Raw genomic sequence first — 21,102 nt, 5'->3', positions numbered from 1 at the left:
CGTCAGGCCGCCTTGGGCAACTGTCTCCTGAGGCCGAGGATTTCGCGAGTTTGCCCCGGTGTCGCCACGGCTCCTCCCAATTCCCTGATGATCCGCGCCGCCTTGGCGACGAGCTCGGCATTGCCCTTCGCCAGGACCCCCTTCTCCAGATAGATGTTGTCCTCGAGGCCAACACGAACATGACCGCCCAACAACCAGGCCTGTGCCAGCATCGGGAACTCCAGACGCCCGATTCCGAAGGCTGCCCAATGGGAACCAGTGGGCAGGAGTGACTTCAAGTAGGCCATCGTTTCCGGGGTCGCGATTGCGCCGTAACGAACTCCAAGCACGATCTGGAATAGCGCAGGCGCATCCAGTCGACCGTCTCGGATGAACTCATTCGCTAACTGAATGTCGCCGCTGTCGAACACCTCCAGTTCGGGTCGGACGCCAGCATCGCGGATGATATCCGTCATGATGCCAAGGTTGCGGGGGGTGTTGATGACCACCGAATTGCCCGAATACATCGTATTGAAGTCCAGGCTGCAGATCTCCGGGCGAAGAGCCGCAATGTGCTCGACACGGCGCTCAGGCACCGTCAGGGTAGTGCCTGGGCCGGCGACACTAGGATCAGCTTCGCTCGGAACAAACCTCTGTCCCGGCCCCGTGGTCAGGTTGATGATGACGTCTTCCTCGGCAGATCGCAGGCGCTCCACCACCTCACGGTAATGCTGCAGTTCCATGCTTGGCCGGCCATCCGCGTGCCGGACATGGATATGCACGATCGCAGCCCCTGCTCGGACCGACTCGAGACACGACTGGGCAATCTGCTCCGGTGTCACGGGCAGGTAGGGCGTGGAATCAACGGTCGTCATGTTGCCGGTGACGGCGCAAGTTATGATGGTTGGATGTGTCAAATTTCACTCCTGATCACGGAACATGAGTCCTGTGCAGCGCGTGCGACCCGTCCTGGCATTCCACCGAACCGGCCACAAAATGTTTCGGAAACCGTTTCGCGTGCAGAAACTGCTGGCTGATCTGGCCACGCACTAACTGTGGATCGGCCGCTCTTGCTTGAGCTTGGGGTGGCCACCAGTGCGGGGAGATGACGGGGAAATCTGGACACATTCAGCCGCCCGGCCGCAACTGGTCTCCTTTGAAAACCGCGTAGTCACGAAGGACGTTTGCGGCAGATGATCTTAGAAAGTTATGGTCACTTCCGACCAGGAACACTGTCGCTCCGAGAGCATGGAAGGCTGCCGCGTCCGCCGGAGTTGACGCGAGGATTGCCAACGCCTTTCCTGCAGCGTTGGTTGCCTTGGCAATGCGGACTGCCGCCTCCGCGGCGAACTGCGCGGCGTCCGGATGATCTCCGAAGGCGGCGGTCAGGTCGCCACGGCCGATGAAAACCGCATCCACACCCTCGATGGAGGCGATTTCGATCCCATGCTCCACTGCCTCCAGGTCCTCGATCATCACTATGCATGCGAGCTCGGTATCTTGCGCTCGCATGTGTTCAATCCTGTCTCTCGATCCCCACAGACCGGCCCGGGTCATCGACGCAAACCCGCGCGTACCTCCGACGTAGCGGCAGGCAGAAACGATCGACCGTGCCTTCTCCACGCTTGTGACGTGGGGGACCAGGATGCCGGAGGCGCCGCAATCCAGTGCGGAAAGCACACCAGACTCGCTGGCGTCGGCAAGCCTGACCAGCGGGGCAATATTGCTCGCCCGGCCCGCCAGAACCATCAGATCGACCTGCGCGCGGTCGAGCGGCGCATGCTCCTGGTCGATGACGACGAAGTCCATGCCCGTCGCCCCGAAAATCTCGATCGCCTGGGTCGTGGGCAGTTTGACGAAGGTCCCGAGCATCTCCTCCCGCTGGACGAGCCGTTGACGGAAGAGCGTGAAAGACGGATTCATGAAGCCTCCTCAGATCGTGTTGGCCGATCTTAGGCGGGCTTTCTGATGCCGTCCGAGGCAAAGTCCGACCGTTTCTCAGGTCGGAACGCGTTCGGGATGCGTCGTGACCGACGGTTGGAGCGCGTTACCCTGTAGACGCTTGAGATCAAGGAGGATCTCCGACGCAGCCGACTTCAGAACCGGCACATAGCGCTCGCACGCCTCCTTCTCGGAGCGGAAAGCCGTGGTGAAATAGGTGAGCCCGAGGCTGGCCACTGCACGGCCTTCCTCGTTGAAGACGGGCACGGCGATTGTGTTGGAGTTTTTGGGTTCGACGAAGGAGGAGCGCGTCGCATAGCCAGCCTTGCGGACCTGTTCCAGCCGCTTCTTGAGCCGGTCCGGAAAATGGGCAAGCCCGTTCTCGGGATCGTCGCACTTGCGCAGCATGTCAACGATCAGATTGAGCTCTTCGGGATCAGTGAACGCAAGATAGGCCAACCCGAGACCGCGTGTCAGCAGCGGCAGGCGCATGTTTACGGTCTTGTGAAAGGGCGAGATGGAGCTTTCGGCCACTGTGCTGAATCGCACGACCACCGCGTCATGGTCGAGAAGAGCGATCGAGGTCGGCCACTTGTATTTGCGGGTGATTGCGATCGCCCAGGGGCGGCCGGCTTCCACTACCATCGGCTCCTTGTGATAGCCTGAGCTCAGCGACGTAACCAGACCGCTCACCTGATAGCCGCCCTGACGGTGATCGTTCTCCACATAGCCGGCCTCCTCCATCGTTTGGAGAATACGCACCAGCGTTGGCTTGGGAAGTCCTGTGCGTGCGTGCAGATGAGCAATCGTGCTGATAGGCTGCAGGTTCATTTCCTGAAGGACGCGGAGGGCGCGTTCAATGGCCCGGATTGCCATGCTCTTCTCCTCCCAAGGACGCGAGCCTCCTATTCCGTCTGGCGGAACGTAGTGGACCTTACGTTTTGAGTATTGGGTGTCAATCTCTATGGTGGGACGCCGGTGTACCATGGCCGGAGGATGCCGGTAGGGGTGCTTCTGGCGCAGGGCTTCTGCGGGAGGGCGTGCTGGAGGCTGAAGGAGGATGGATGGTGGCGGTTGACGTAATGCGCTTTGTCGAGGTCGAAAGACCGGGCGGACCGGAGATGTTGCGCATCGTGGAGGGGCCGAAGCCGTCCGTAGGGGACGGTGAGGTACGGATTCGGGTAGTGGCCGCGGGGGTCAACCGGCCGGATATCCAGCAGCGGCGCGGCCTTTATCCGCCGCCGCCGGATGCGAGCGGGGTCCTCGGATTGGACGTCGCCGGCATCATTGAGCGAGTGGGTGCTGGTGTCCGCGACCTTGCCGAGGGAGATGCCGTCTGTGCCCTCACCAATGGTGGCGGTTATGCGCAATACTGCACCGTTCCGGCCGTCCAGTGCCTGCCGGTGCCGAAAGGCCTTAGCTTCGCCGAGGCGGCCTCGCTTCCGGAGGTGTTCTTCACGGCCTGGAACAATCTCATCTGGCTTGCCCGCCTTGAGGAGGGGGAAAGCTTGCTCATCCAGGGCGGGACGAGCGGCGTCGGCCTCGCCGGCATCCAGATTGCACGGATACTGCGCAAGGCCACCGTCTATGTGACGGCAGGAACTGAGGAAAAGCGGAAGGTGTGCATCGATTTGGGTGCCGCTGCGGCCGTCGACTATCACGGCCCATGGGATCAGCAGATCCGCGAGCTTGCCGGCGGCAAGGGGATGGATGTGATACTCGATGCCCAGGCCGGCTCTTATACCCAGCGACAGCTGGATCTCCTGAACTTCGACGGCCGCCTGGTCTTTATCGCCAGCCATCTTGGGGAGACGGCGACGGTCAATGTTCGTTCGCTCGTGCGCCGTCGATTGACGATGACAGGCTCGACGCTGCGCCCGCGTCCGCCGGCCTACAAGGGCCGGCTGGCACGGGAGTTGATCGCTCATGTCTGGCCGCTCATCGAGGCGGGCCAGATCGTTACTCGCGTTTATTCGGTAATGCCGCTGGAAGAGGTGGCGGCCGCCCATGAAATTCTCGACGCCAACCGGCAGATCGGCAAGGTTGTGCTCGCCGTCTACGAACGCCTTGCGCATGCAGTTCCCTCCGCCCGATGAGACATGCCACAACGAGCGATCCCACGCCGCCCAATTCTCCACATTCGGCACCTGCGTCACCCTCGAGGTTCTGTTGCGGACAAGTGCACGCTTGCCGGGCCCCCTGCACTTGTGCCGATTTCGCTGCTCGGAACGACCGCGGCGAGCTTTTGCATTTGCCTGGAGTGGCTGCCACTGTGTGTTTAAGCGGACACCATGATGTGAGGAGGAATCGATGGTCGTTTGGGCAAAGAGAGTGAAATCGGGGCTGGCTGCGGCAGCGTTCGTGCTGACCGGCGCAGTCGGCAGCTTCGCGCAGGAGCAATACCCGATCGAGACGGTGCGCATGATCGTGCCTTACGCCCCGGGAGGAGGCGGTGACATCACCGGGCGCATGATCGCCGAGGAGATCAGCAAGCGTCTCAACACGACGGTCGTCGTCGAAAACATCGGCGGGGCAAGTGGCACGATCGGGACGGAAAAGGCGGCGCGTGCCAAGCCGGATGGGGCGACCCTGCTTCTCGCCGGCAGCGCCATCTTCACCACAGCGCCGCATCTCACCCAGATCGGCTTTGATCCGCTCAAGGATTTCGTCGCGATTGCCAATGTGAGCGAGTCCGTGCGTATGCTGAGCGTACCGCCGTCCCTCGGGGTGAAGAGCTACGAGGAACTTGTCGCCTATGGCAAGGCAAATCCCGGCATGCTGAATTATGCATCCGTCGGCCTGGGTTCGACCGGACATATCATCGGGGTCGAGTTTCTGCGTGGTGCAGGTGTCGAGGCGCGGCATATTCCCTATAGCGGCGCATCACAGGCCGTGCAGGCTCTGTTGTCGGGCGACGTGCAGTTCGTCATCGATGCCATGGTCATTCCACCCACGCGGGAAGGCAAGCTGGTACCGATCGCAGTGCCCAGCGAGAACCGGCTTGCAGATTTCCCCGATGTGCCGACATTCCGGGAGGTAGGATTAAAGGACGTCCGGACGGGGGGCTGGCAGGCGGTGATGGCACCGGCAGGAACACCCCCAGAACTGGTGCAGATGATTGAGGGGGCCCTAAAGGCTGCGGCTGAAAGCCCCGAGTTCCAGACGGCGCTGACACGCGCCGGTTTTTCGCCGCGCTTCCGCACCGGCGCCCAACTGCAGCAGGAGCTTGAGGCGGAATATGCCTATTTCGGCGAACTTCTGAAGAGCATGGAAGTCAGCAGAAAATAGTCTCGCCAAACCAGGGGTGGCCAGACAAAACGAGATGCGCGTCACCGTTTGGCGCGCATCGCCTTCGTCTCGGCTGCAGAAGGAATCTGACACCAATGCTCGACGGACGTCCAATGGCCACGACCCTCAATGCCGCCGCTGCGGAATGGGTCGCAGGTTTCTCTCCGACGACCGTTCCTGAAGCGGTTCTGGAGCATACGAGGCTTCAGATCCTCGACATGGTCGGTGTGATGATCGCCTCGAGCGGTCTCGGTGTGGTCGGCGCCGCGCGCCGGGCGGTCGCCGAGTCGGATGGTGCCATGGGTCCAGCCTTCTCGCTCACCGATGTCGCGCCGACCACACCTGCCAATGCGGCCTTCCTCAACGGCGTCATGTCCGCAGTTCTCGAATTTGACGACACCCATATCGAGTCCAACATCCACCCGACTGGCGTGGTCTTATCGGCGCTTCTGCCCGAGTGCGAACGGCTCGGCCTTTCGGGCAAGGATCTTCTCGAGGCTGTGCTGGTGGGCAGCGAGCTACTCTGCCGCCTCGGTCTCATCTCGCCAATCCGGATGCATGAAGTCGGCTTCCACCCAAGTTCCGCTTACGGAATCTTCGGTGCCGTCTGGGGACTGGCGCATCTGCGACGCCTGCCGGTCGAACAGACGATGCATGCGATTGGCACAGCCGCCAGCCTGTCGGCCGGCTCGATTGCTTCCTTCGAAGACGGAACGTCGACGAAGACGCTGCATGTGGGCATGGCGGCTTCGGCGGCAATCCGCGCCGTTGCCTTGGCAGGCCAAGACATCTCCGGTCCACATCCGGTCTTCGAGGGTAAGTTCGGATGGTTCAAGAGCCATTTTCAGTCGGCTCCCGAATTCCGTTTCTCCGCATTGACCGATGATCTTGGCGAACGCTGGGAGGTCGTGAACATCGCATCGAAGGCCCATCCCTGCGCGTACACCCTTATCCCATTCATCGCCGCCGCAATCGCATTGTGCGAGGCCCATGAGTTCAGCCCTGCGGAGATCGAGGTCGTGTATTGTGATATCATGCCGCGGTCGTTCGCGACCGTCTGTGAACCGGTTGAGGAGAAGAGGCGGCCCCGGACAAGCTGGCATGGACGCATCAGTCTGCAGCACACGGTGGCCGAGGCGCTCGTGCTCGGTCGCATGGACAAGAACGCCTATGCGCCGGAAAGCCTAGTCGATCCGCAGATCAATGCCGTCGCAGACAAGGTCGTCCACCGTCTGGATCCCGTGGCGGCCGCCGATATCAGCAGGTCGCGCGCCTGCGTCTCGATCCGCTTGCGTGACGGTCGCGAACTGACCCATACGATCGAAGACATGCCGGGAACGAGCCGCAACCCGATCGGTCGTGAAGATTATCTGCGAAAGTTCAGAAGCAATGTCGACGGCGTGCTTTCCTCATCCCGCGCGGACGAGCTGGCAAGCGCTCTAATCAGGCTCGACGAGGTCGATGACATCGGTCGGCTCCTGCGCCCTCTGAGGCGTTGGATCGCCTCTGCGTGAGGAGGGACGGGCGGGCCGATCCTTGATGGGCGATCGGATCCCACCAACGGGTGAGAGAACAGAAGCCGGTACTTCCCTCAGTCCGTTGCTTCCTGCGCCCCGCGCTTGACCAGCGGTGTGGTGGCGGCGAGCAGGATGGCGATGCCCAGCACGACGAAGGTCAGACTGATCGGACGATTGAGGAAGGTCATCGGATCACCCCGTGACAGCGACAGGGCGCGGCGGAAATTTTCCTCGAACATCGGCCCGAGCACGAAGCCGAGGATAAACATGGCAAGGCTGCAGTCGGCCCGCTTCAGGACATAGCCGATGGCGCCGAAGATCACGAGCGTCAGGATCTGCAGAGACGAGAAGCCGATCGAATAGACCCCGACAGAGGCGAAGGCGAGAACGAACAGATAGAGCCACTGGTAGGGCACCGTCAGGAGCTTTACCCAAAGGCCGATCAGCGGCAGGTTCAGGATGACAAGCATCAGATTGCCGATCCACATGGATCCGACGAGGCCCCAGAATAGGTCCGGATTGTTGGTGATCATGCTCGGCCCGGGATTGATCCCCTGGATCATCAGGGCGCCCAGGAAGAGAGCCATGACCGGGCTTCCGGGCACACCCAGCATCAGCGTCGGTATGAAGGCGGTCTGCGAGGCCGCATTGTTGGCTGCCTCTGGTGCGGCCACGCCCTCGACGGCACCAGAGCCGAAACGGTCCGGTTGTCGGGAAATGCTCTTTTCGACCATGTAGGCTGAGAAGGAGCTCATCGCGAGACCAGCGCCCGGCAGGACGCCGAGGAAGGAACCCAGTGCCGTCCCACGCAGCACGGCCGGCCATGCGAGGCGAAACTCCTGGGCATTCGGCCAAAGCCGCCCGACCTTCGTCGTCACGACCTCCGGCTTTCCGGAACTGCCGATCGTCGTAATGATTTCTGACACCGCAAAGAGCCCCACCGCCAGCACGGCGAAATCGATTCCGTCGCGCAATTCCGGGATGCCGAAGGTGAAGCGGAAGACGCCGGAGGCGACATCGGCGCCGGCGAGACCCATAAGCACGCCGAGAACGCCCGACCCGATGCCCTTGATGAAGCCACCCTTGGCGATCGAAGCCGTGGCGACCAGGGCGCAGAAGACGAGCGCGGCATATTCGGCAGAACCGAACCGTGCCGCGACCGAGGCCATGGCCGGCGCGGCGGCGGCAATGAGCACCGTGCCGATCGTGCCGGCAAAGAAGGAGCCGAGAGCCGCAATGGCCAATGCCGATCCCGCACGGCCGCGCCTTGCCATCTGGTGGCCGTCGAGACAGGTGACCGCCGATGAAGCCTCGCCCGGCAGATTGAGCAGGATAGAGGTCGTCGATCCACCGTAGGCCGCGCCGTAATAGATCCCTGCCAACAGGATAAGCGAGCCGGTGGGGGGCAGGCCAAATGTCAGCGGCAGAAGCAGCGAGATGGTGATGATCGGCCCAACCCCGGGCAGTACCCCGATTGCCGTTCCGAGCATCACGCCGAGCAGGCAGTAAAAGAGATTGTCGACGCTTGCCGCGACCTGCAGCCCCAGGAGGATCGAAGAGATGAAATCAGGCACGGGCGATGCTCCAGTCAAGCAGATGGAAGGGAATGCCCAGTCCGAAATAGAAGATTGCGACGACGATCGCGGCAATGGCAAGGAGGAGGAGCGGTAGTTCCTTCAGCCGTCCCCGGCTGTCGGCTAGCCAACCAACGGCGACGAGTGCCACGAGGCTTGGAAGAAGCCCAACTCGGTCGATAAGCAGCCCGAATGCAAGGAGCGCGGCAAGAATGGCAAGGAAAGGACGCCTTTCCTCGCGTGGCATGAGCTCGGTCGCCGTACGCTCCTCGTGGACGAAACCGGCCTGGAGCAGGAGTGCCACTCCAAGGAGCGACAATGTGGCGCCAAGCAATACCGGCAAGGCACCTGGGCCCATGTCCGCAAGGCTGCCGAAGCCATATCCGATGCCGAGATAAGCGGCGATGCCGCCTACCGCGATGAAAAGAATGCCGACTGCATGATCAGCGTGAAAACTCATACCTCCTCCTTACTATCCGGCAGGCTGATCCGCGCTCCTGGAACCTGAAGTCTTCCTGCCCTTCAGTATACGCTAGGAGGGCGCGTACCAGTGCCTTCCCCTGCCTTCGTAACGCAAACCTTACATCTGCGCCAAAACCGAAAGACGTTCGTTTCGATGTTCGGAATGGAAGAGGGAGGATAAGGTGCATTTTCCGTCGGAATGCCGCGTCTAGTGCTTCCCACCAAACGGTCACTTGGGAACAACTTCATGGCCTCAGGGGGAGGGCTAAGCGCACCGCGAACCAAGAACGCGGAGGGTTTTTGGTTGCGCGACGGGTTCGACACCATCGCGGGGCTGCGGAAGGAGGCTACTTCTGAAGGGGCCGCAGGTCACTGACGTTCGAGAACCGGCGAACCGATACGCCGATACCGAAATTCCTCGCGATCCGCTGCCATGGCCTCATCGATCAGCGTTGCCATCCGTGCGTGGAGCGGAGACTTCGCACAGGCGGGGTCTGTTTCCGCAGCGCTGCCGGCGATCGCCATCGCCTGGCAGCGGCATCCGCCCCAGTCGATCTCCTTCCTCTCGCAACTGCGGCAGGGTTCGCTCATCCAGTCGGTCCCGCGAAAGGCGTTGAAGGCCTTCGATTGATGCCAGATCTCCGCGAGGCTCTTGTCTCCGAAGCGGTCGAAGACGAGATCCGGAATGGTGCTGGCGGCATGGCATGGAAGGACGCTTCCGTCCGGTGCGACCACGAATGCATCGCGTGCCCATCCGCCCATGCAAGGCTTCGGATACATGGCAAAATAATCAGGGGTGACGAAATCGATGGCCAGGATGCCGAGGAGGTCTTCCTGGGCCTTGCGCACCGTCTCAACCTGGCGCTCGACCGACGCGCGCTCCGGCATCAGCGCATTCCGGTTGAGGAGCGCCCACCCAGCATATTGCACATTGGCGATCTCCAGGCGCTCGGCGTCGAGGGCCAGGGCGAGATCGATGAAGGCCGGCACTTCCTCGATATTGTGCCGGTGGATCGGCGCGTTGATCGTCAGCGGCAGGCCGGCGGCGCGCACCTGCCTTGCCGTTTCCATCTTCTTCTGGTGGGCGCCTCGATGATTGCCGATCTTTTCGGTCGTTGGAGCAAATGCGCCCTGGAAACTGACCTGGACATGGTCCAGTCCCGCCTGTGCCAGCGCTTCCATCCGTCCCTCGGCGAGGCCGACGCCGGCCGTGATCAGGTTCGTGTAGACGCCGCGGCGCGCCAGGTGCTCTACTAGCACTTCCAGGTCCGGTCGAAGAGTGGGCTCGCCTCCCGACAGGTGGATTTGCAGCACGCCGAGATCGGCTGCCTGGTCAAACAGCGCAAGCCAGGCTTCCGTTGCCATTTCCCGGTTTGCCTTCAGGAGCTCGAGCGGGTTGGAGCAATAAGCGCATTGCAGCGGGCATCGATGCGTCAGCTCTGCCAGCATTCCGATCGGCGGAAGTATCGCTTGGGTCATAGGGTCACCAAAGATCTGTCAGACCATTCCTGGAGAAAGCCTTCAACGTCCTCTGCAATCTCTTCGGGCGGAGCTTCGTAAACAGACGCCAGGTGATCTAGGATCTGCCTGACCGAGTGCTTCCCATCGCACAGCCTCAGAATGTCCAGGCTGATCTCGTCGGGCCAGAACACCTTTTCCGGAGACAGGAGGGCCCAGGCCTGCCGGACCGGATCATATTGCAGGCGTACATGGCGCTTCAGCACCGGGATGGAACTTGCAGTCACGATCCTGCGCCCCCGCCGCGGCATCATTGTGGCCGGCTCGGATCGAAGGCGCCGGGCGGCACATGGCCATGATCCCCATAGGCCTGCTCAAGGGCATCCAGCATGGCCCAGAGTACGTCGCACTTGAAGACGAGGGCGTCGATCACCGCCTGCTGCTTTTCCGGTGTGTCGGCATTTGCGAGCACATAGGCCAGGGCGAAGTCGGAATCCCGCGAGGCCTGCGCCGGCCTTGGCCGGAAATATTCAAGGATCTCTTCCGTCACGTAGTCGTATTTCGCCAGCATGGCCGGAACGCGCTCGCCGATGATCACAGGGGAGAAGAGCTCGGTCAGTGACGAGGCCACCGCCTCCAGCAGCGTACGATCCGTGCAGAAGGACAGGTAAGCGCCGACGGCGAAGCGTGTGGCCGGCAGTGCTGACTTCTGGCTCTTCACGAGGTCGGCATCGAGGCCGAGGCCGGTCGCCAGCTTCAGCCAGCGCGCAATGCCGCCGTTCCAGCCGTCGGTGCCATCGTGATCCTCGACGCGCTTGCGCCACTCGGCACGGAAAGCAGGGTCTTCGGCGCGGGCGATGATCATGGCATCCTTTCGAGGAATGACTGATTGATAGCAGTAGCGGTTCAGCGCCCAGGCCTGCAATTGTGCCTTCGACAGCGAGCCCGCCGTCATCTTGTGATGCAGCGGGTGGCGGTTATGGTAGCGGCTGGCTCCTACCTCGCGCAGAACCTTCTCCAGCGCTTCGGGCGAAAGACCGTCTCTTGCTGCATTCGCAAACTCGGTCACAGCACCACCTCCATCCCGTCATGGGCAACCTCCCAGCCGCTTCCACGTACCGTCTCCGCTTCGGCGGAATTCTCGTCGAGGATCGGGTTGGTGTTGTTGATGTGGAGGTAGATGCGGCGGCCGATCTCCACATCGGCCAAGGCTTCCGCCGAGCCGTCCGGGCCGGAAATATGCATGTGACCCATGCGCTGCCCCGTCTTGGAGCCGACGCCAGAAGTGAGCATCTCGTCATCGGTATAGGCGGTGCCATCGAAGAGGAGACAGCGCGCTCCATGTAGACGTGTCTTCAGGTCGCTATCGACGGCGGCGCATCCCGGAATGTAGAAGGCCGCGACGTTCTCAGCATCCGCTGCAATCCGGACGCCGATCGTGTCCCCCGCCTGCGTCCCGAACCCGGTGTCGGCCTTGCTTTCGTCTTCCATGAACAGCGCCACTTTGCCCGGAACGGGGAAGGGCTCCACCGTAAGGCCCGTCGGTCTGTTCTGCCAATCGAGGACCTGGGTGGTGATGTTTAGAGGTAGCTCGCGTCGTTGAACGACCCTCGGATCAAGGACGTTGAAAATCGAGTTTTGATCCAGCACATCGAGCACGCGCCGCGTCGCATAGATGACGAACGCTTGTCGTTCTCGCAAGCTGAGAAGCCCGGCGATATGATCGACATCGGCATTCGTCAGCACGACCGCCGCGATCGGCGTCGAGCGGAGCGGCGCATCCCCGGCAGGCTGCAGTTCCGGCGTGGCGGCGATCTGCTGGCGGATGTCGGGGGAGGCATTGAAGATCACCCAATCGGCGCCATTGGCAGAAGCGGCCAGACTGGATTGCGTTCTCGCCTTCACACCTTCGGCGCCCATCCGAGCCGCCCGGCTCAGTCGGAAATTGCAGTTCCACTGGGGGAAACCGCCACCGGCGGCGGATCCCAGGATCTTCAGCCGCATCGAATGCCTCTCCCCACGGCGAACGCCAAGGCTGTCACGAGCATGCGAGGCCCGTCTCACCCGCTGGGCGGGTGAGACGGTGATCGTCAGTTATTTCTTCGCAGGCAGTTGGGCAGGAAAATAACGCGACATTTCCATCCCCACAGCGACGGTGCACATCGCTGGCTTCTTCCATGTCTTCTTCATGTTTCCTCCTTCCAGGTGGCCCCAGTGTTTGAGCCACAGTCATCATACGCTGTTTGGCGCAGCATCCAAGCCCCGCATGGCTCACGAAATCTTGGGAGCCCGCCTCTGGATTCAGGGGTTGATTAAATCCTGTCGCGGGATAGTCTGCCCTTCGGCACCGAAAAGACGTTAGTTCCGAGCCACTTCGGGACTGGTTTATCCGTGGAGGGATCCGGTGCCTGCTGTCTTCCTGCCGTTCATTGCTATCTTTCTCGTTCTGTTTGGTGTCTTCCCGACTGCGGCGCAGCAATCGGCCGCGCCGCAGGTACAGGTCAAGCTGGGCTACCTTCGCGCCTATGAGCCACAGCTCGCGCTCTCCGTACTCGATGTCGCGCCACGCGACGAAGGGGTGGCCGGCGCTGATGTGGCAATCGCCGACAACAACACGACCGGTAAGTTCCTGGGGCAGACCTACACGCTCGACGTGACCGAGGTAAAACTTGATGCGGATGTGAAGGCGGCGACAGACGAACTCATCTCTAAGGGGGTGAACTACATCCTGGCGGACTTATCCGCTGAGCAGCTTCTATCGATCACCGACCTCGCGCGGGATCGGGACGTGCTGATCTTTAACATCGGTGCCACGGATGACCGGCTGCGCGAGGAGGCTTGCCATTCGAACGTCTTCCACACGGCTCCCACGCGCAGCATGCTGGCCGACGGGCTGGCGCAATATCTTGTCTGGAAGCAATGGCGTCGCTGGGTGTTGATCCATGGCTCCCATGAGAGGGACAAGCTTTTTGCCGATGCGCTTCGTCGTGCAGCAGAGCGCTTCGGCGGTGAGATCCTGTTGGAGAAGGAGTTCATGGACACCGGGACCGCCCGCAGGACGGATTCAGGCGTTGTCCAGATCCAGCGCCAAATGCCGGTCTTCACGCAGGACTTCCCAGAGCACGATGTCGTTCTGGTAGCCGATGAGAGCGAGGTCTTCGGCACCTATGTCCCGTATCGGACCTGGACCCCGCGTCCCGTGGCCGGTACGGCCGGACTTATTCCCTCCGCCTGGCATCCCGCCAGCGAGCAATGGGGAGGCACGCAGATCCAGAACCGGTTCGCCAAGGCCAATGGCAGGCGGATGCTGTGGAAGGACATGGCCGCCTGGACGGCGGTGCGGATCGTGGGCGAAGCTGTGACGCGTACCCAGAGCGCCGAGGCCGCGAAAACTGCAGACTACCTGCGAAGCCCTGATTTCTCGATTGCAGCCTTCAAGGGGCAGAAGCTGACCTTCCGGACTTGGAACGGGCAGTTGCGCCAGCCGATATTCCTTGGCGATGGGCGCTCGGTGGTATCGACCTCGCCGCAGGAGGGGTTTCTACATCAGGTGTCGGAGTTGGACACGCTCGGGGTCGATCAACCGGAAACGACATGCGTTCTGGACTGAAAACGTGTGAGGAGGGATCTGGAATGCTTGGAAGACTGAGTTGTTTGTCAGGCGCGCTTATACTTGCGGTTGGCCTTACCACGCCCGCGTCAGCCTACATGGTCTATGTCTCGAACGAGAAGGACAACACCGTAACTGTCGTGGACTCCACCACCATGGAGGTGGTCCAAACGATCGATGTCGGCCAGCGGCCTCGCGGCATCACCATCTCGCATGACGGCAAGTTCATCTACCTGTGTGCCAGCGACGACGACACGATCGAGATCATCGATACGGCGACCAATCAGATCGTCGGCTCACTGCCTTCGGGCCCGGATCCGGAACTCTTCGTGCTCTCGCCCGATGGCAAGACTCTCTACGTCGCCAACGAGGACGATAACCTGGTCACGGTCATCGATCTCGACAGCAAGAGCGTGGTGGCCGAAATCCCTGTCGGCGTAGAGCCTGAAGGGATGGGGATCAGCCCGGACGGAAAGACGATGGTCAACACGTCCGAGACAACCAACATGGCGCATTTCATCGACACCGCCACGAACGAGATCACGCATAACGTACTGGTCGATTCCCGTCCGCGCTTTGCCGAATTCAAGCCGGACAATTCGGAGGTCTGGGTCAGCGCCGAGATTGGCGGCACCGTCTCGGTCATCGACAACGAGAGCCGCGAGATAAAGCAGAAGATCAGCTTCGAGATCCCGGGCCTTCGCTCCGAAGCCATTCAACCTGTCGGGGTCAGGATCACTGCGGATGGCAAGAAGGCCTATGTCGCGCTCGGTCCCGCCAATCGCGTCGCTGTCGTCAATACGGAGACCTATGAGGTCGAGAAGTATGTACTGGTTGGCCAGCGTGTCTGGCAGCTCGCTTTCACGCCCGACCAGAAGACGATCATCAGCACCAACGGCGTCTCCAACGATATCACCTTCATCGATGTCGAAACGGACGAGCCAGTCCAATCGGTGACGGTCGGGGCGCTTCCATGGGGCGTGGTTGTGTCGCCGCAATAGTTTCAGCGTTTTCAGGAGGAGGATTTGAAATGGACTACTATCGCAGACTGTCTCTCGCGGCCTTCATGGGCCTTGCCATCTCCGTGACACCGGCATTCTCGCAGGGTGCCGATGATGATGACGACGACGATGCGCCGGCACCGGCGGCCGCGGGGACGGAGAAGGTGACGCGGGCCAGCAAGGACGTCCCGGAACTGGTCCTTGGATCGGCGGAAGACAGTTTCACCGTCAACCAGAAGGACTTTGAACTGATCGCCGGGCAGGGGTATCGCTGGAAGATTACCTCTGCTGCCGGACTGGAGTATAAATTCCACACGGACCTGTTCCGCAACGTCTGGATGAACCAGATCGTCATCAACGATCTGGAGGTTCACATGAACGGTGCCCCTGCCTGGTTGGAATTCGATGCCGAGGGGACGATGCAGGTGCAGTTCACGACGATCCGCCCTGGAACCTACACCTGGTCAGTGCCGGACTTGGCCGACAAGGGAATGCAGGGCACGATCACCATCAAGTAGCGTGGAGAGAGCTCAGAAAGGCGGGATCATGCAGCATGTGAAGGCGGATGAAGCCTTAGTCCCGCCCGCCGCTCTGGAGGTGTCCGGCGTAAGCCACGCCTATGGCCGCAAACAGGTGCTTTCAGATGTGTCCTTCGCGATCCCGCAAGGCCGCTTCACGGTCTTGCTCGGCCTCAATGGTGCCGGAAAGACAACGCTGTTTTCCCTGATCTGCCATCTCTACGATACCCGGCATGGCGCGATCCGCATCTTCGGGCATGACATCGCAAGGCAGCCGGGCCAGGCGCTTCGTCGTCTCGGAATTGTGTTCCAGGCCCGTACGCTGGACCTCGACCTCAGTATCTATCAGAATCTTGCCTATCACGCGTCCCTGCACGGGATCGACCGGGCTGCGGCGATGGAGCGGATAGGGACGCTTTTGCAGCAGGTCGGAATGAGTGATCGCCTGCACGATAAGGTCCGGGCGCTGTCGGGCGGCCAGATGCGTCGCATCGAAATCGTCCGTTCCCTACTGCACCGACCGCCGCTGCTCCTGCTGGACGAAGCTACAGTCGGTCTCGATATTAAGTCGCGGGCCGACATCTTGGTCACGATACGAAACCTGGTGGCGGAGGAGGGGATCAGCGTCCTGTGGGCGACGCATCTGATCGACGAGGTGGATGTCAGCGATCGCGTTGTCCTGCTCCACAGGGGCAGGGTGTTGGCGGATGGCCGTGTTTCGGATGTCGTTTCGGCGACCGGCGCCGAGAATATCGGTGAAACCTTCGGAATACTCACTCAGTCCGAGGTGCAGGCGGAGGAGGTGCTGCGATGACGTCGCAAGTTCAGGCCGAGATGCTCGCCGCCGCCGCCGGCCGCGGGTCAGGGTTCCGTCTGCGCCACTACCTCATCTGCTTTCGCGGCATCGTGTTCAGGGAGGCGTTGCGCTTCCTGAACCAGCGGGAGCGCTTCATCTCCTCGCTCGTGCGCCCGCTGTTGTGGCTGTTCATCTTCGCGGCTGGCTTCCGGCAGGTCCTGGGCGTCTCGATCATTCCGCCCTACAAGACCTATGTCCTCTATGAAGTCTATATCACGCCCGGCCTGTGCGGGATGATCTTGCTGTTTAGCGGCATGCAGTCCTCGCTTTCCATGGTCTACGACCGGGAGATGGGCAATATGAGAACCCTGCTGGTCAGCCCTTTCCCGCGCTGGTTCCTGCTGGTGTCGAAGCTGCTGGCGGGCGTGACGGTTTCGATCCTGCAAGTCTATGTCTTCCTGGCAATCGCCTGGTTCTGGGGCGTGAAGCCACCGCTCATCGGTTACCTGTTCATCCTGCCGGCACTTTTCCTCGCGGGAGTGATGCTGTGCGCGCTTGGCATGCTGCTTTCATCGATGATCAAGCAGCTGGAGAATTTTGCGGGCATCATGAACTTCGTGATCTTCCCGATGTATTTCGCTTCTTCGGCGCTCTACCCTCTGTGGCGTATCCAGGAGGCTAGTCCGCTTCTTCACAAGATCTGCCTCGCCAACCCCTTTACCTACGCGGTCGAACTGGTTCGCTTCGCGCTCTACGGGCAGATCAACTGGCATTCCCTATTGGTGGTGATCGGATGCATCCTGATCTTCCTGGGCGGCGCGATCCTGGCCTATGACCCGTCGAAAGGCTTGCTCAGCCGCAGGCAGGATGAAGGAGGAAACACATGAGGTTCTCGGCGCACGTGATGACATACCTCGGGGCATTCCTGTTGCACGGCGCTCTCGTCGGGCCGGCCCTTGCGGCTCAGGGAGATGATCCCGATTGGCCCTGCATCCAGCGCAAGGTGCCAGAACTCTCACTTGCCCAGATCTGGACCGGACCGGAACTGCCGCCATCGGCAGGCGAATGGGCAGATGATGCCGACGTTTCGGATCTTGTCGCAGAGGTCGCGGCGAGGCGCGTGCCCCTGGCGGAAGCCGAACAGATGATCCGCGACTTTGCCTCCAGGCTGACGCCGGACGAGCGGCGGGTACGGCTGACCAAGCTGGTGAGGGGGCTTTTCGATCACATGAACCGCGAACGCTCGCAAGTCATCAGCGGCATCGGCCGGTATGCCCACAAACAGAGGGATCTGGCCGATGCACTGCGCAAGGAAGGTTCGGCGGTCGATGCGTTACGGGCGAAGGCCGACGCCGATCCCAATGAGGTTGCTGTTCGCAACGACCGGCTCGTCTTCCAGACGAGGATCTTCCAGGAGCGGGTACAGTCTCTCACTTTCGTCTGCGAGGTGCCGACCTTGATCGAGCAGCGCTTGTATGCGCTCGCCAAGACGATCTCGCAGACGCTGGAGAGCCGTTAGGTTTAGGGGAACTGCTTGAGGTAGGCGATCACGTTTGCGAGGTCCTCGTCCTTCTTCAGCCCGACGAACGCCATCTTGTTGCCCTTGATGTAAGCTTTCGGGTCGTGAAGATACTCCGCAAGCGTTTCGTCGTTCCAGACGAGACCCTTTTCTCCGGCCTCGGCCATGGCTTTGGAGTATTTGAACCCTTCATGAGTGCCAGCGGTGCGACCGACGACGCCCTTGAGAGAGGGACCAATCTTGTTTGTGTCGCCTTCGACGACGTGACATGCCTTGCATTTGGCGAACACTTTCTCGCCGGCTGCAGCGTCTTGGGCAAGACACTGACCGGCCATCGCGATCACGAGGCCAGCCGCCCCAACCATTACCGTAAGCTGCATTCCACATCCTCCCGGAGGTCCAGTTTGTCGTGTAGCGATGCGCTCCGATCGGATGCGCTCTACACGCGGAGAAAGGTAGACCTTCGTTTGAGCGAGTCAACATAGTCGCGTGGTCCACGCAGTGCACTCAGTTGACGCATGTCTGCGCAGGGCATATTCTACTGGAAGCTTTTCATCGGGCACCTTGAGGAGCTTCTGTCGGGTGCGTGCGCTCGGCCTTCTGTATTGCGCGTCACGCAAGAAAGGTGCTTCCTTGAACCTCGTCGATCTTGTCCTGACAGTGTGTCTGTTCGCCAGCCCTACCAGTTGCCGCGACGAGCATCTCTATTTCGAAAGCGAAGGCTCTCTCATGCAATGCATGGTCTCGGCGCCGAGCCGCATCGCGCGATGGTCGGAAGGACGACCGGCGTTGAAGATCGTACGCTGGAAATGCGCATTTCCCGATGGGAGCCGTGATATCTGACGGGCAAACCTACTTCAGGGGGAGTGGCATGGGAATTTCGAGACGCGAATTCGGGAGCTTGGGGCTTGGTTTGGTGGCGACCAGCATAGGCCTTCCGGCGTTCGGAGCACCCGATCTGCCGAAGATCAAGGTCGGGGTCCTCAAGTTCGGCACCGTCAGCTGGGAACTCAATACGATCAAGCATCATGGCCTGGACCAGAAGAACGGCGTGGATGTCGAAGTTCTCGACTTCGCCGGGGAGGACGCAACCAACGTCGCCATGCTGGCCGGCGATCTGGATGTCATCGTCTCCGACTGGCTCTGGGTATCGCGACAACGGTCGGAAGGGGAGGCGCTGACACTGGCGCCCTACTCCACGGCAGTTGGGGCGCTCATGGTCAAGAATGACTCCAGCCTGCGTCAACTTCCTGACCTTGCCGGCAAGAAGATCGGCGTCGCCGGCGGACCGCTGGACAAGAGCTGGTTGCTGATCCAGGGCCTTGCCCAGCAGGATCACACGCTCGACCTCGCCAAGGAAGCAGAGATCGTCTACGGCGCCCCGCCACTCCTCGCCGAGAAGGCGCTCTCGGGCGAACTGGATGCGGTCCTGAACTTCTGGCATTTCTGTGCTCGCCTTGAAGCGGAGGGCTTCCGACGGCTGGTCGGCGCCGACGATGCGGCGCGGGGCCTCGGAGCATCTGGCCCGGTATCGGCTCTCGGATATGTGTTCCGGGAGGAATGGGCCGACCAGAACCAGGATGTGGCGCTGAACTTCATTCGAGCAAGTTCGGAGGCAAAGGCGCTGCTGGCCGGTTCCGATCCGGAATGGCAGCGGCTTGCGCCGTTGGTCAGGGCAGAAGGGCGAGCGCTTGAGGTGCTGCGCGATCGGTATCGCGAAGGTATTCCGCAGCGTCCTGTTGCCGAAGAGGAGCAGGATGCCGCCAAACTCTACGAAGTCCTCGCCACCCTGGGCGGCGAGAAGCTCGTCGGGAAGGCACGGCGAATGGCGCCCGGCACTTATTGGGCTGCATTGAAGGCATGAACGTTGACGAGGATGCGAGGGCTGGCTTGGTGTCCGGACGACCCGAGCGTGGCGGACCTAGGGCCGCCGCTCTGCTGCCGCTGGCGAGCACCGCGGCATCCCTGATCGGCCTCCTGCTGGTGTGGAGCCTGGTCGCAGGGCTCTGGCCGAGCCGGGCGCTGCCACCCCCAATGGCGGTATGGCGCGTCATTGTTGCCGAATTGGTGAGCGGCGATCTCGCGTATCATCTGATGATGACCTTGTGGCGCGTCGCTGCCGCCTATCTCATTGCCATGGTGATCGGGACGGTGATCGGGATCCTGCTGGGCCGGCGGCGACGGCTCGAGTCATTCTTTGATCCCTGGCTCGTTCTCTTCCTGAACATACCCGCCCTGGTGATCATCGTCCTCGCCTATATCTGGTTCGGGTTGACGGAAGCAGCCGCGATTGGCGCCGTCGCGGTCAACAAGATCCCGAATGTCGTCGTCACGATGAGAGAGGGCGCGCGTGCCCTTGACGATCGCTTCATGGAGATGGCGCAGGTCTACCGTCTGACTCGACTTGACCGGGTCCGGCACATCCTGGTGCCGCAACTCCAGCCGTACTTTGCCGCGGCATCGCGTTCAGGGATCGCGCTGATCTGGAAGATCGTTCTCGTCGTGGAACTGCTAGGCCGCTCGAATGGCGTCGGCTTCCAGATCTACCTCTATTTCCAGATCTTCGATGTCGCCGGTATCCTGGCCTACACCCTGGCCTTCGTTGCCATCATGTTGATGATCGAACTCGTTGTGGTGCAGCCCGTTGAACAGCATGCAAGCCGTTGGCGTCGCCGCGCCGCTTAAGGTTGACATCCGTGAAAAAACTTTCCGCTCGACGGAGGGCGTAGGCGTCGTCGCTCTACGAGACCTCTCCTTCGAAGTCGGGTCGGGCGAGTTTGCATGCCTCCTCGGTCCGTCAGGATGCGGCAAGACCACGACATTGCGCATCCTGCTCGGTCTTGATCGAGCCTATTCAGGCAGCATCCGGATGCCGGCCGGAGACAGTCACCGCATCGCGGCTGTCTTTCAGGAGCCGGTGCTCCTTCCATGGCGGACGGTGGAGCAGAACATCCGGTTGACGCTGCCTCCGTCCCTGAGGAAGGTCGTGCTCGACGAACTGTTCGAGGCTCTTGGCCTGTCTGGGCTGGAGACCCTTTATCCTTCCGAACTGTCGCTTGGACTTGCAAGACGCGTCGCTCTTGCCCGCGCCTTTGCGACTGAGCCTTCCATCCTCTTCCTGGACGAGCCGTTCGTATCGCTTGACGAGGCAACCGCCGAAAGACTGCGAAGTCTTCTCGTAACGATCTGGTCGACGCGACCGACCACGGCGTTGATGGTGACGCACAACTTGCGCGAGGCCCTCTTGCTTGCCGACAGGATCATCGTTCTATCGCCCAGGCCAGCAAAAGTCGTCGGCATTTTCAACGTCGGTTTGCCCCGGCCGGAAAGGGATGCGGACCATCTGGACCGACTGGTTCGCGCCTTCAAGCAGCAGTTTGCCGGCGTGGATGGCTTCGCCTGATCATTCATATAGTGCGTAAGGGAAGGTGCGTCCGTA

Annotated in this window: 22 protein-coding genes; 12 read left to right on the top strand and 10 right to left on the bottom strand. The window is 61.3% G+C overall.

Annotation, left to right across the window (positions count from 1 at the left end; genetic code table 11):
* Positions 1–2: 2 nt before the first annotated feature.
* The 3 genes from FN060_RS18305 to FN060_RS18295 all read right to left on the bottom strand — a co-directional run bounded on the left by FN060_RS18305 (position 3) and on the right by FN060_RS18295 (position 2,796).
* The gene (locus tag FN060_RS18305) at positions 3–896 is read right to left on the bottom strand and encodes a beta-keto acid cleavage family enzyme (protein ID WP_142589390.1); all 894 of its coding nucleotides are present in this window, start codon (positions 894–896) and stop codon (positions 3–5) included.
* Positions 897–1,107: 211 nt separating this feature from the next.
* Entirely contained in the window at positions 1,108–1,902 is a 795-nt protein-coding gene (locus FN060_RS18300) for an HpcH/HpaI aldolase family protein (protein ID WP_142589388.1), read from the bottom strand.
* A 75-nt stretch (positions 1,903–1,977) separates the two neighbouring features.
* Positions 1,978–2,796, bottom strand: a complete 819-nt coding sequence (locus tag FN060_RS18295; RefSeq protein WP_142589387.1) for an IclR family transcriptional regulator domain-containing protein — start codon at positions 2,794–2,796, stop codon at positions 1,978–1,980.
* A gap of 188 nt (positions 2,797–2,984) precedes the next feature.
* On the opposite strand from FN060_RS18295, the gene FN060_RS18290 reads away from it, so the two are divergent.
* The 3 genes from FN060_RS18290 (at position 2,985) to FN060_RS18280 (ending at position 6,722) form a co-directional block, all read left to right on the top strand.
* Positions 2,985–4,016, top strand: coding sequence for an NAD(P)H-quinone oxidoreductase (locus FN060_RS18290; protein ID WP_244665853.1), 1,032 nt, complete (start codon positions 2,985–2,987; stop codon positions 4,014–4,016).
* A gap of 214 nt (positions 4,017–4,230) precedes the next feature.
* Positions 4,231–5,208: a Bug family tripartite tricarboxylate transporter substrate binding protein gene (locus FN060_RS18285; RefSeq protein ID WP_142589385.1), complete on the top strand. Its 978-nt coding sequence runs from the start codon at positions 4,231–4,233 to the stop codon at positions 5,206–5,208.
* A 113-nt stretch (positions 5,209–5,321) separates the two neighbouring features.
* Complete coding sequence (locus FN060_RS18280) at positions 5,322–6,722, top strand: MmgE/PrpD family protein (protein WP_183949792.1); 1,401 nt, start codon at positions 5,322–5,324, stop codon at positions 6,720–6,722.
* A gap of 77 nt (positions 6,723–6,799) precedes the next feature.
* Here FN060_RS18280 and FN060_RS18275 read toward each other — a convergent pair whose 3' ends face one another.
* The 6 genes from FN060_RS18275 to pqqB form a co-directional block, all read right to left on the bottom strand.
* The gene (locus tag FN060_RS18275; protein WP_142589381.1) at positions 6,800–8,299 is read right to left on the bottom strand and encodes a tripartite tricarboxylate transporter permease; all 1,500 of its coding nucleotides are present in this window, start codon (positions 8,297–8,299) and stop codon (positions 6,800–6,802) included.
* Positions 8,292–8,759 (bottom strand): tripartite tricarboxylate transporter TctB family protein, encoded by a 468-nt coding sequence (locus FN060_RS18270; RefSeq protein ID WP_142589379.1) that lies wholly within the window; start codon positions 8,757–8,759, stop codon positions 8,292–8,294. Before FN060_RS18270 ends, FN060_RS18275 begins: the two co-directional genes overlap by 8 nt.
* Positions 8,760–9,130: 371 nt before the next feature.
* A complete protein-coding gene (gene pqqE / locus FN060_RS18265; protein ID WP_142589378.1) occupies positions 9,131–10,240 on the bottom strand; it encodes a pyrroloquinoline quinone biosynthesis protein PqqE in 1,110 nt (369 codons plus the stop codon).
* Positions 10,237–10,506, bottom strand: a complete 270-nt coding sequence (gene pqqD / locus FN060_RS18260) for a pyrroloquinoline quinone biosynthesis peptide chaperone PqqD (RefSeq protein WP_244665852.1) — start codon at positions 10,504–10,506, stop codon at positions 10,237–10,239. The genes pqqE and pqqD overlap by 4 nt, the downstream gene beginning before the upstream one ends.
* A gap of 23 nt (positions 10,507–10,529) precedes the next feature.
* The gene (gene pqqC / locus FN060_RS18255) at positions 10,530–11,288 is read right to left on the bottom strand and encodes a pyrroloquinoline-quinone synthase PqqC (RefSeq protein ID WP_142589374.1); all 759 of its coding nucleotides are present in this window, start codon (positions 11,286–11,288) and stop codon (positions 10,530–10,532) included.
* Entirely contained in the window at positions 11,285–12,223 is a 939-nt protein-coding gene (gene pqqB / locus FN060_RS18250) for a pyrroloquinoline quinone biosynthesis protein PqqB (RefSeq protein ID WP_142589372.1), read from the bottom strand. The genes pqqC and pqqB overlap by 4 nt, the downstream gene beginning before the upstream one ends.
* A gap of 400 nt (positions 12,224–12,623) precedes the next feature.
* On the opposite strand from pqqB, the gene FN060_RS18245 reads away from it, so the two are divergent.
* Genes FN060_RS18245 through FN060_RS18220 form a run of 6 tightly spaced genes read left to right on the top strand, consistent with a single transcriptional unit; the run spans position 12,624 to position 17,663 of the window.
* On the top strand, positions 12,624–13,829 hold the full coding sequence (locus tag FN060_RS18245) for an ABC transporter substrate-binding protein (protein ID WP_142589371.1): 1,206 nt from the start codon (positions 12,624–12,626) through the stop codon (positions 13,827–13,829).
* 23 nt (positions 13,830–13,852) lie between these two features.
* Positions 13,853–14,830: a YVTN family beta-propeller repeat protein gene (locus FN060_RS18240; RefSeq protein WP_142589369.1), complete on the top strand. Its 978-nt coding sequence runs from the start codon at positions 13,853–13,855 to the stop codon at positions 14,828–14,830.
* A 29-nt stretch (positions 14,831–14,859) separates the two neighbouring features.
* The gene (locus FN060_RS18235; protein ID WP_142589367.1) at positions 14,860–15,348 is read left to right on the top strand and encodes a cupredoxin domain-containing protein; all 489 of its coding nucleotides are present in this window, start codon (positions 14,860–14,862) and stop codon (positions 15,346–15,348) included.
* A gap of 28 nt (positions 15,349–15,376) precedes the next feature.
* A complete protein-coding gene (locus FN060_RS18230; protein WP_142589365.1) occupies positions 15,377–16,162 on the top strand; it encodes an ABC transporter ATP-binding protein in 786 nt (261 codons plus the stop codon).
* Complete coding sequence (locus tag FN060_RS18225) at positions 16,159–17,031, top strand: ABC transporter permease (RefSeq protein ID WP_142589363.1); 873 nt, start codon at positions 16,159–16,161, stop codon at positions 17,029–17,031. The genes FN060_RS18230 and FN060_RS18225 overlap by 4 nt, the downstream gene beginning before the upstream one ends.
* Entirely contained in the window at positions 17,028–17,663 is a 636-nt protein-coding gene (locus tag FN060_RS18220; RefSeq protein ID WP_244665851.1) for a hypothetical protein, read from the top strand. Before FN060_RS18225 ends, FN060_RS18220 begins: the two co-directional genes overlap by 4 nt.
* Before the next feature lie 2 nt (positions 17,664–17,665).
* Here FN060_RS18220 and FN060_RS18215 read toward each other — a convergent pair whose 3' ends face one another.
* Positions 17,666–18,028 (bottom strand): c-type cytochrome, encoded by a 363-nt coding sequence (locus tag FN060_RS18215; protein WP_162197812.1) that lies wholly within the window; start codon positions 18,026–18,028, stop codon positions 17,666–17,668.
* Between the two features lie 506 nt (positions 18,029–18,534).
* On the opposite strand from FN060_RS18215, the gene FN060_RS18210 reads away from it, so the two are divergent.
* The 3 genes from FN060_RS18210 to FN060_RS18200 are packed head-to-tail and all read left to right on the top strand — an operon-like array spanning position 18,535 to position 21,066.
* Positions 18,535–19,527 carry an ABC transporter substrate-binding protein gene (locus tag FN060_RS18210; RefSeq protein ID WP_142589360.1) on the top strand — a complete coding sequence of 331 codons (993 nt, stop codon included), beginning with the start codon at positions 18,535–18,537 and terminating at the stop codon, positions 19,525–19,527.
* Positions 19,528–19,556: 29 nt separating this feature from the next.
* A complete protein-coding gene (locus FN060_RS18205; RefSeq protein ID WP_244665850.1) occupies positions 19,557–20,348 on the top strand; it encodes an ABC transporter permease in 792 nt (263 codons plus the stop codon).
* A complete protein-coding gene (locus FN060_RS18200; protein ID WP_142589576.1) occupies positions 20,317–21,066 on the top strand; it encodes an ABC transporter ATP-binding protein in 750 nt (249 codons plus the stop codon). Before FN060_RS18205 ends, FN060_RS18200 begins: the two co-directional genes overlap by 32 nt.
* The last annotated feature ends 36 nt before the right edge of the window (positions 21,067–21,102 follow it).

The organism is Pseudorhizobium halotolerans (assembly GCF_902153235.2).
Classification (GTDB): domain Bacteria; phylum Pseudomonadota; class Alphaproteobacteria; order Rhizobiales; family Rhizobiaceae; genus Neorhizobium; species Neorhizobium flavum.
The sequence above is the reverse complement of the archived record's forward strand: the minus strand, read 5'-3'. Positions and strand labels throughout refer to the sequence as shown.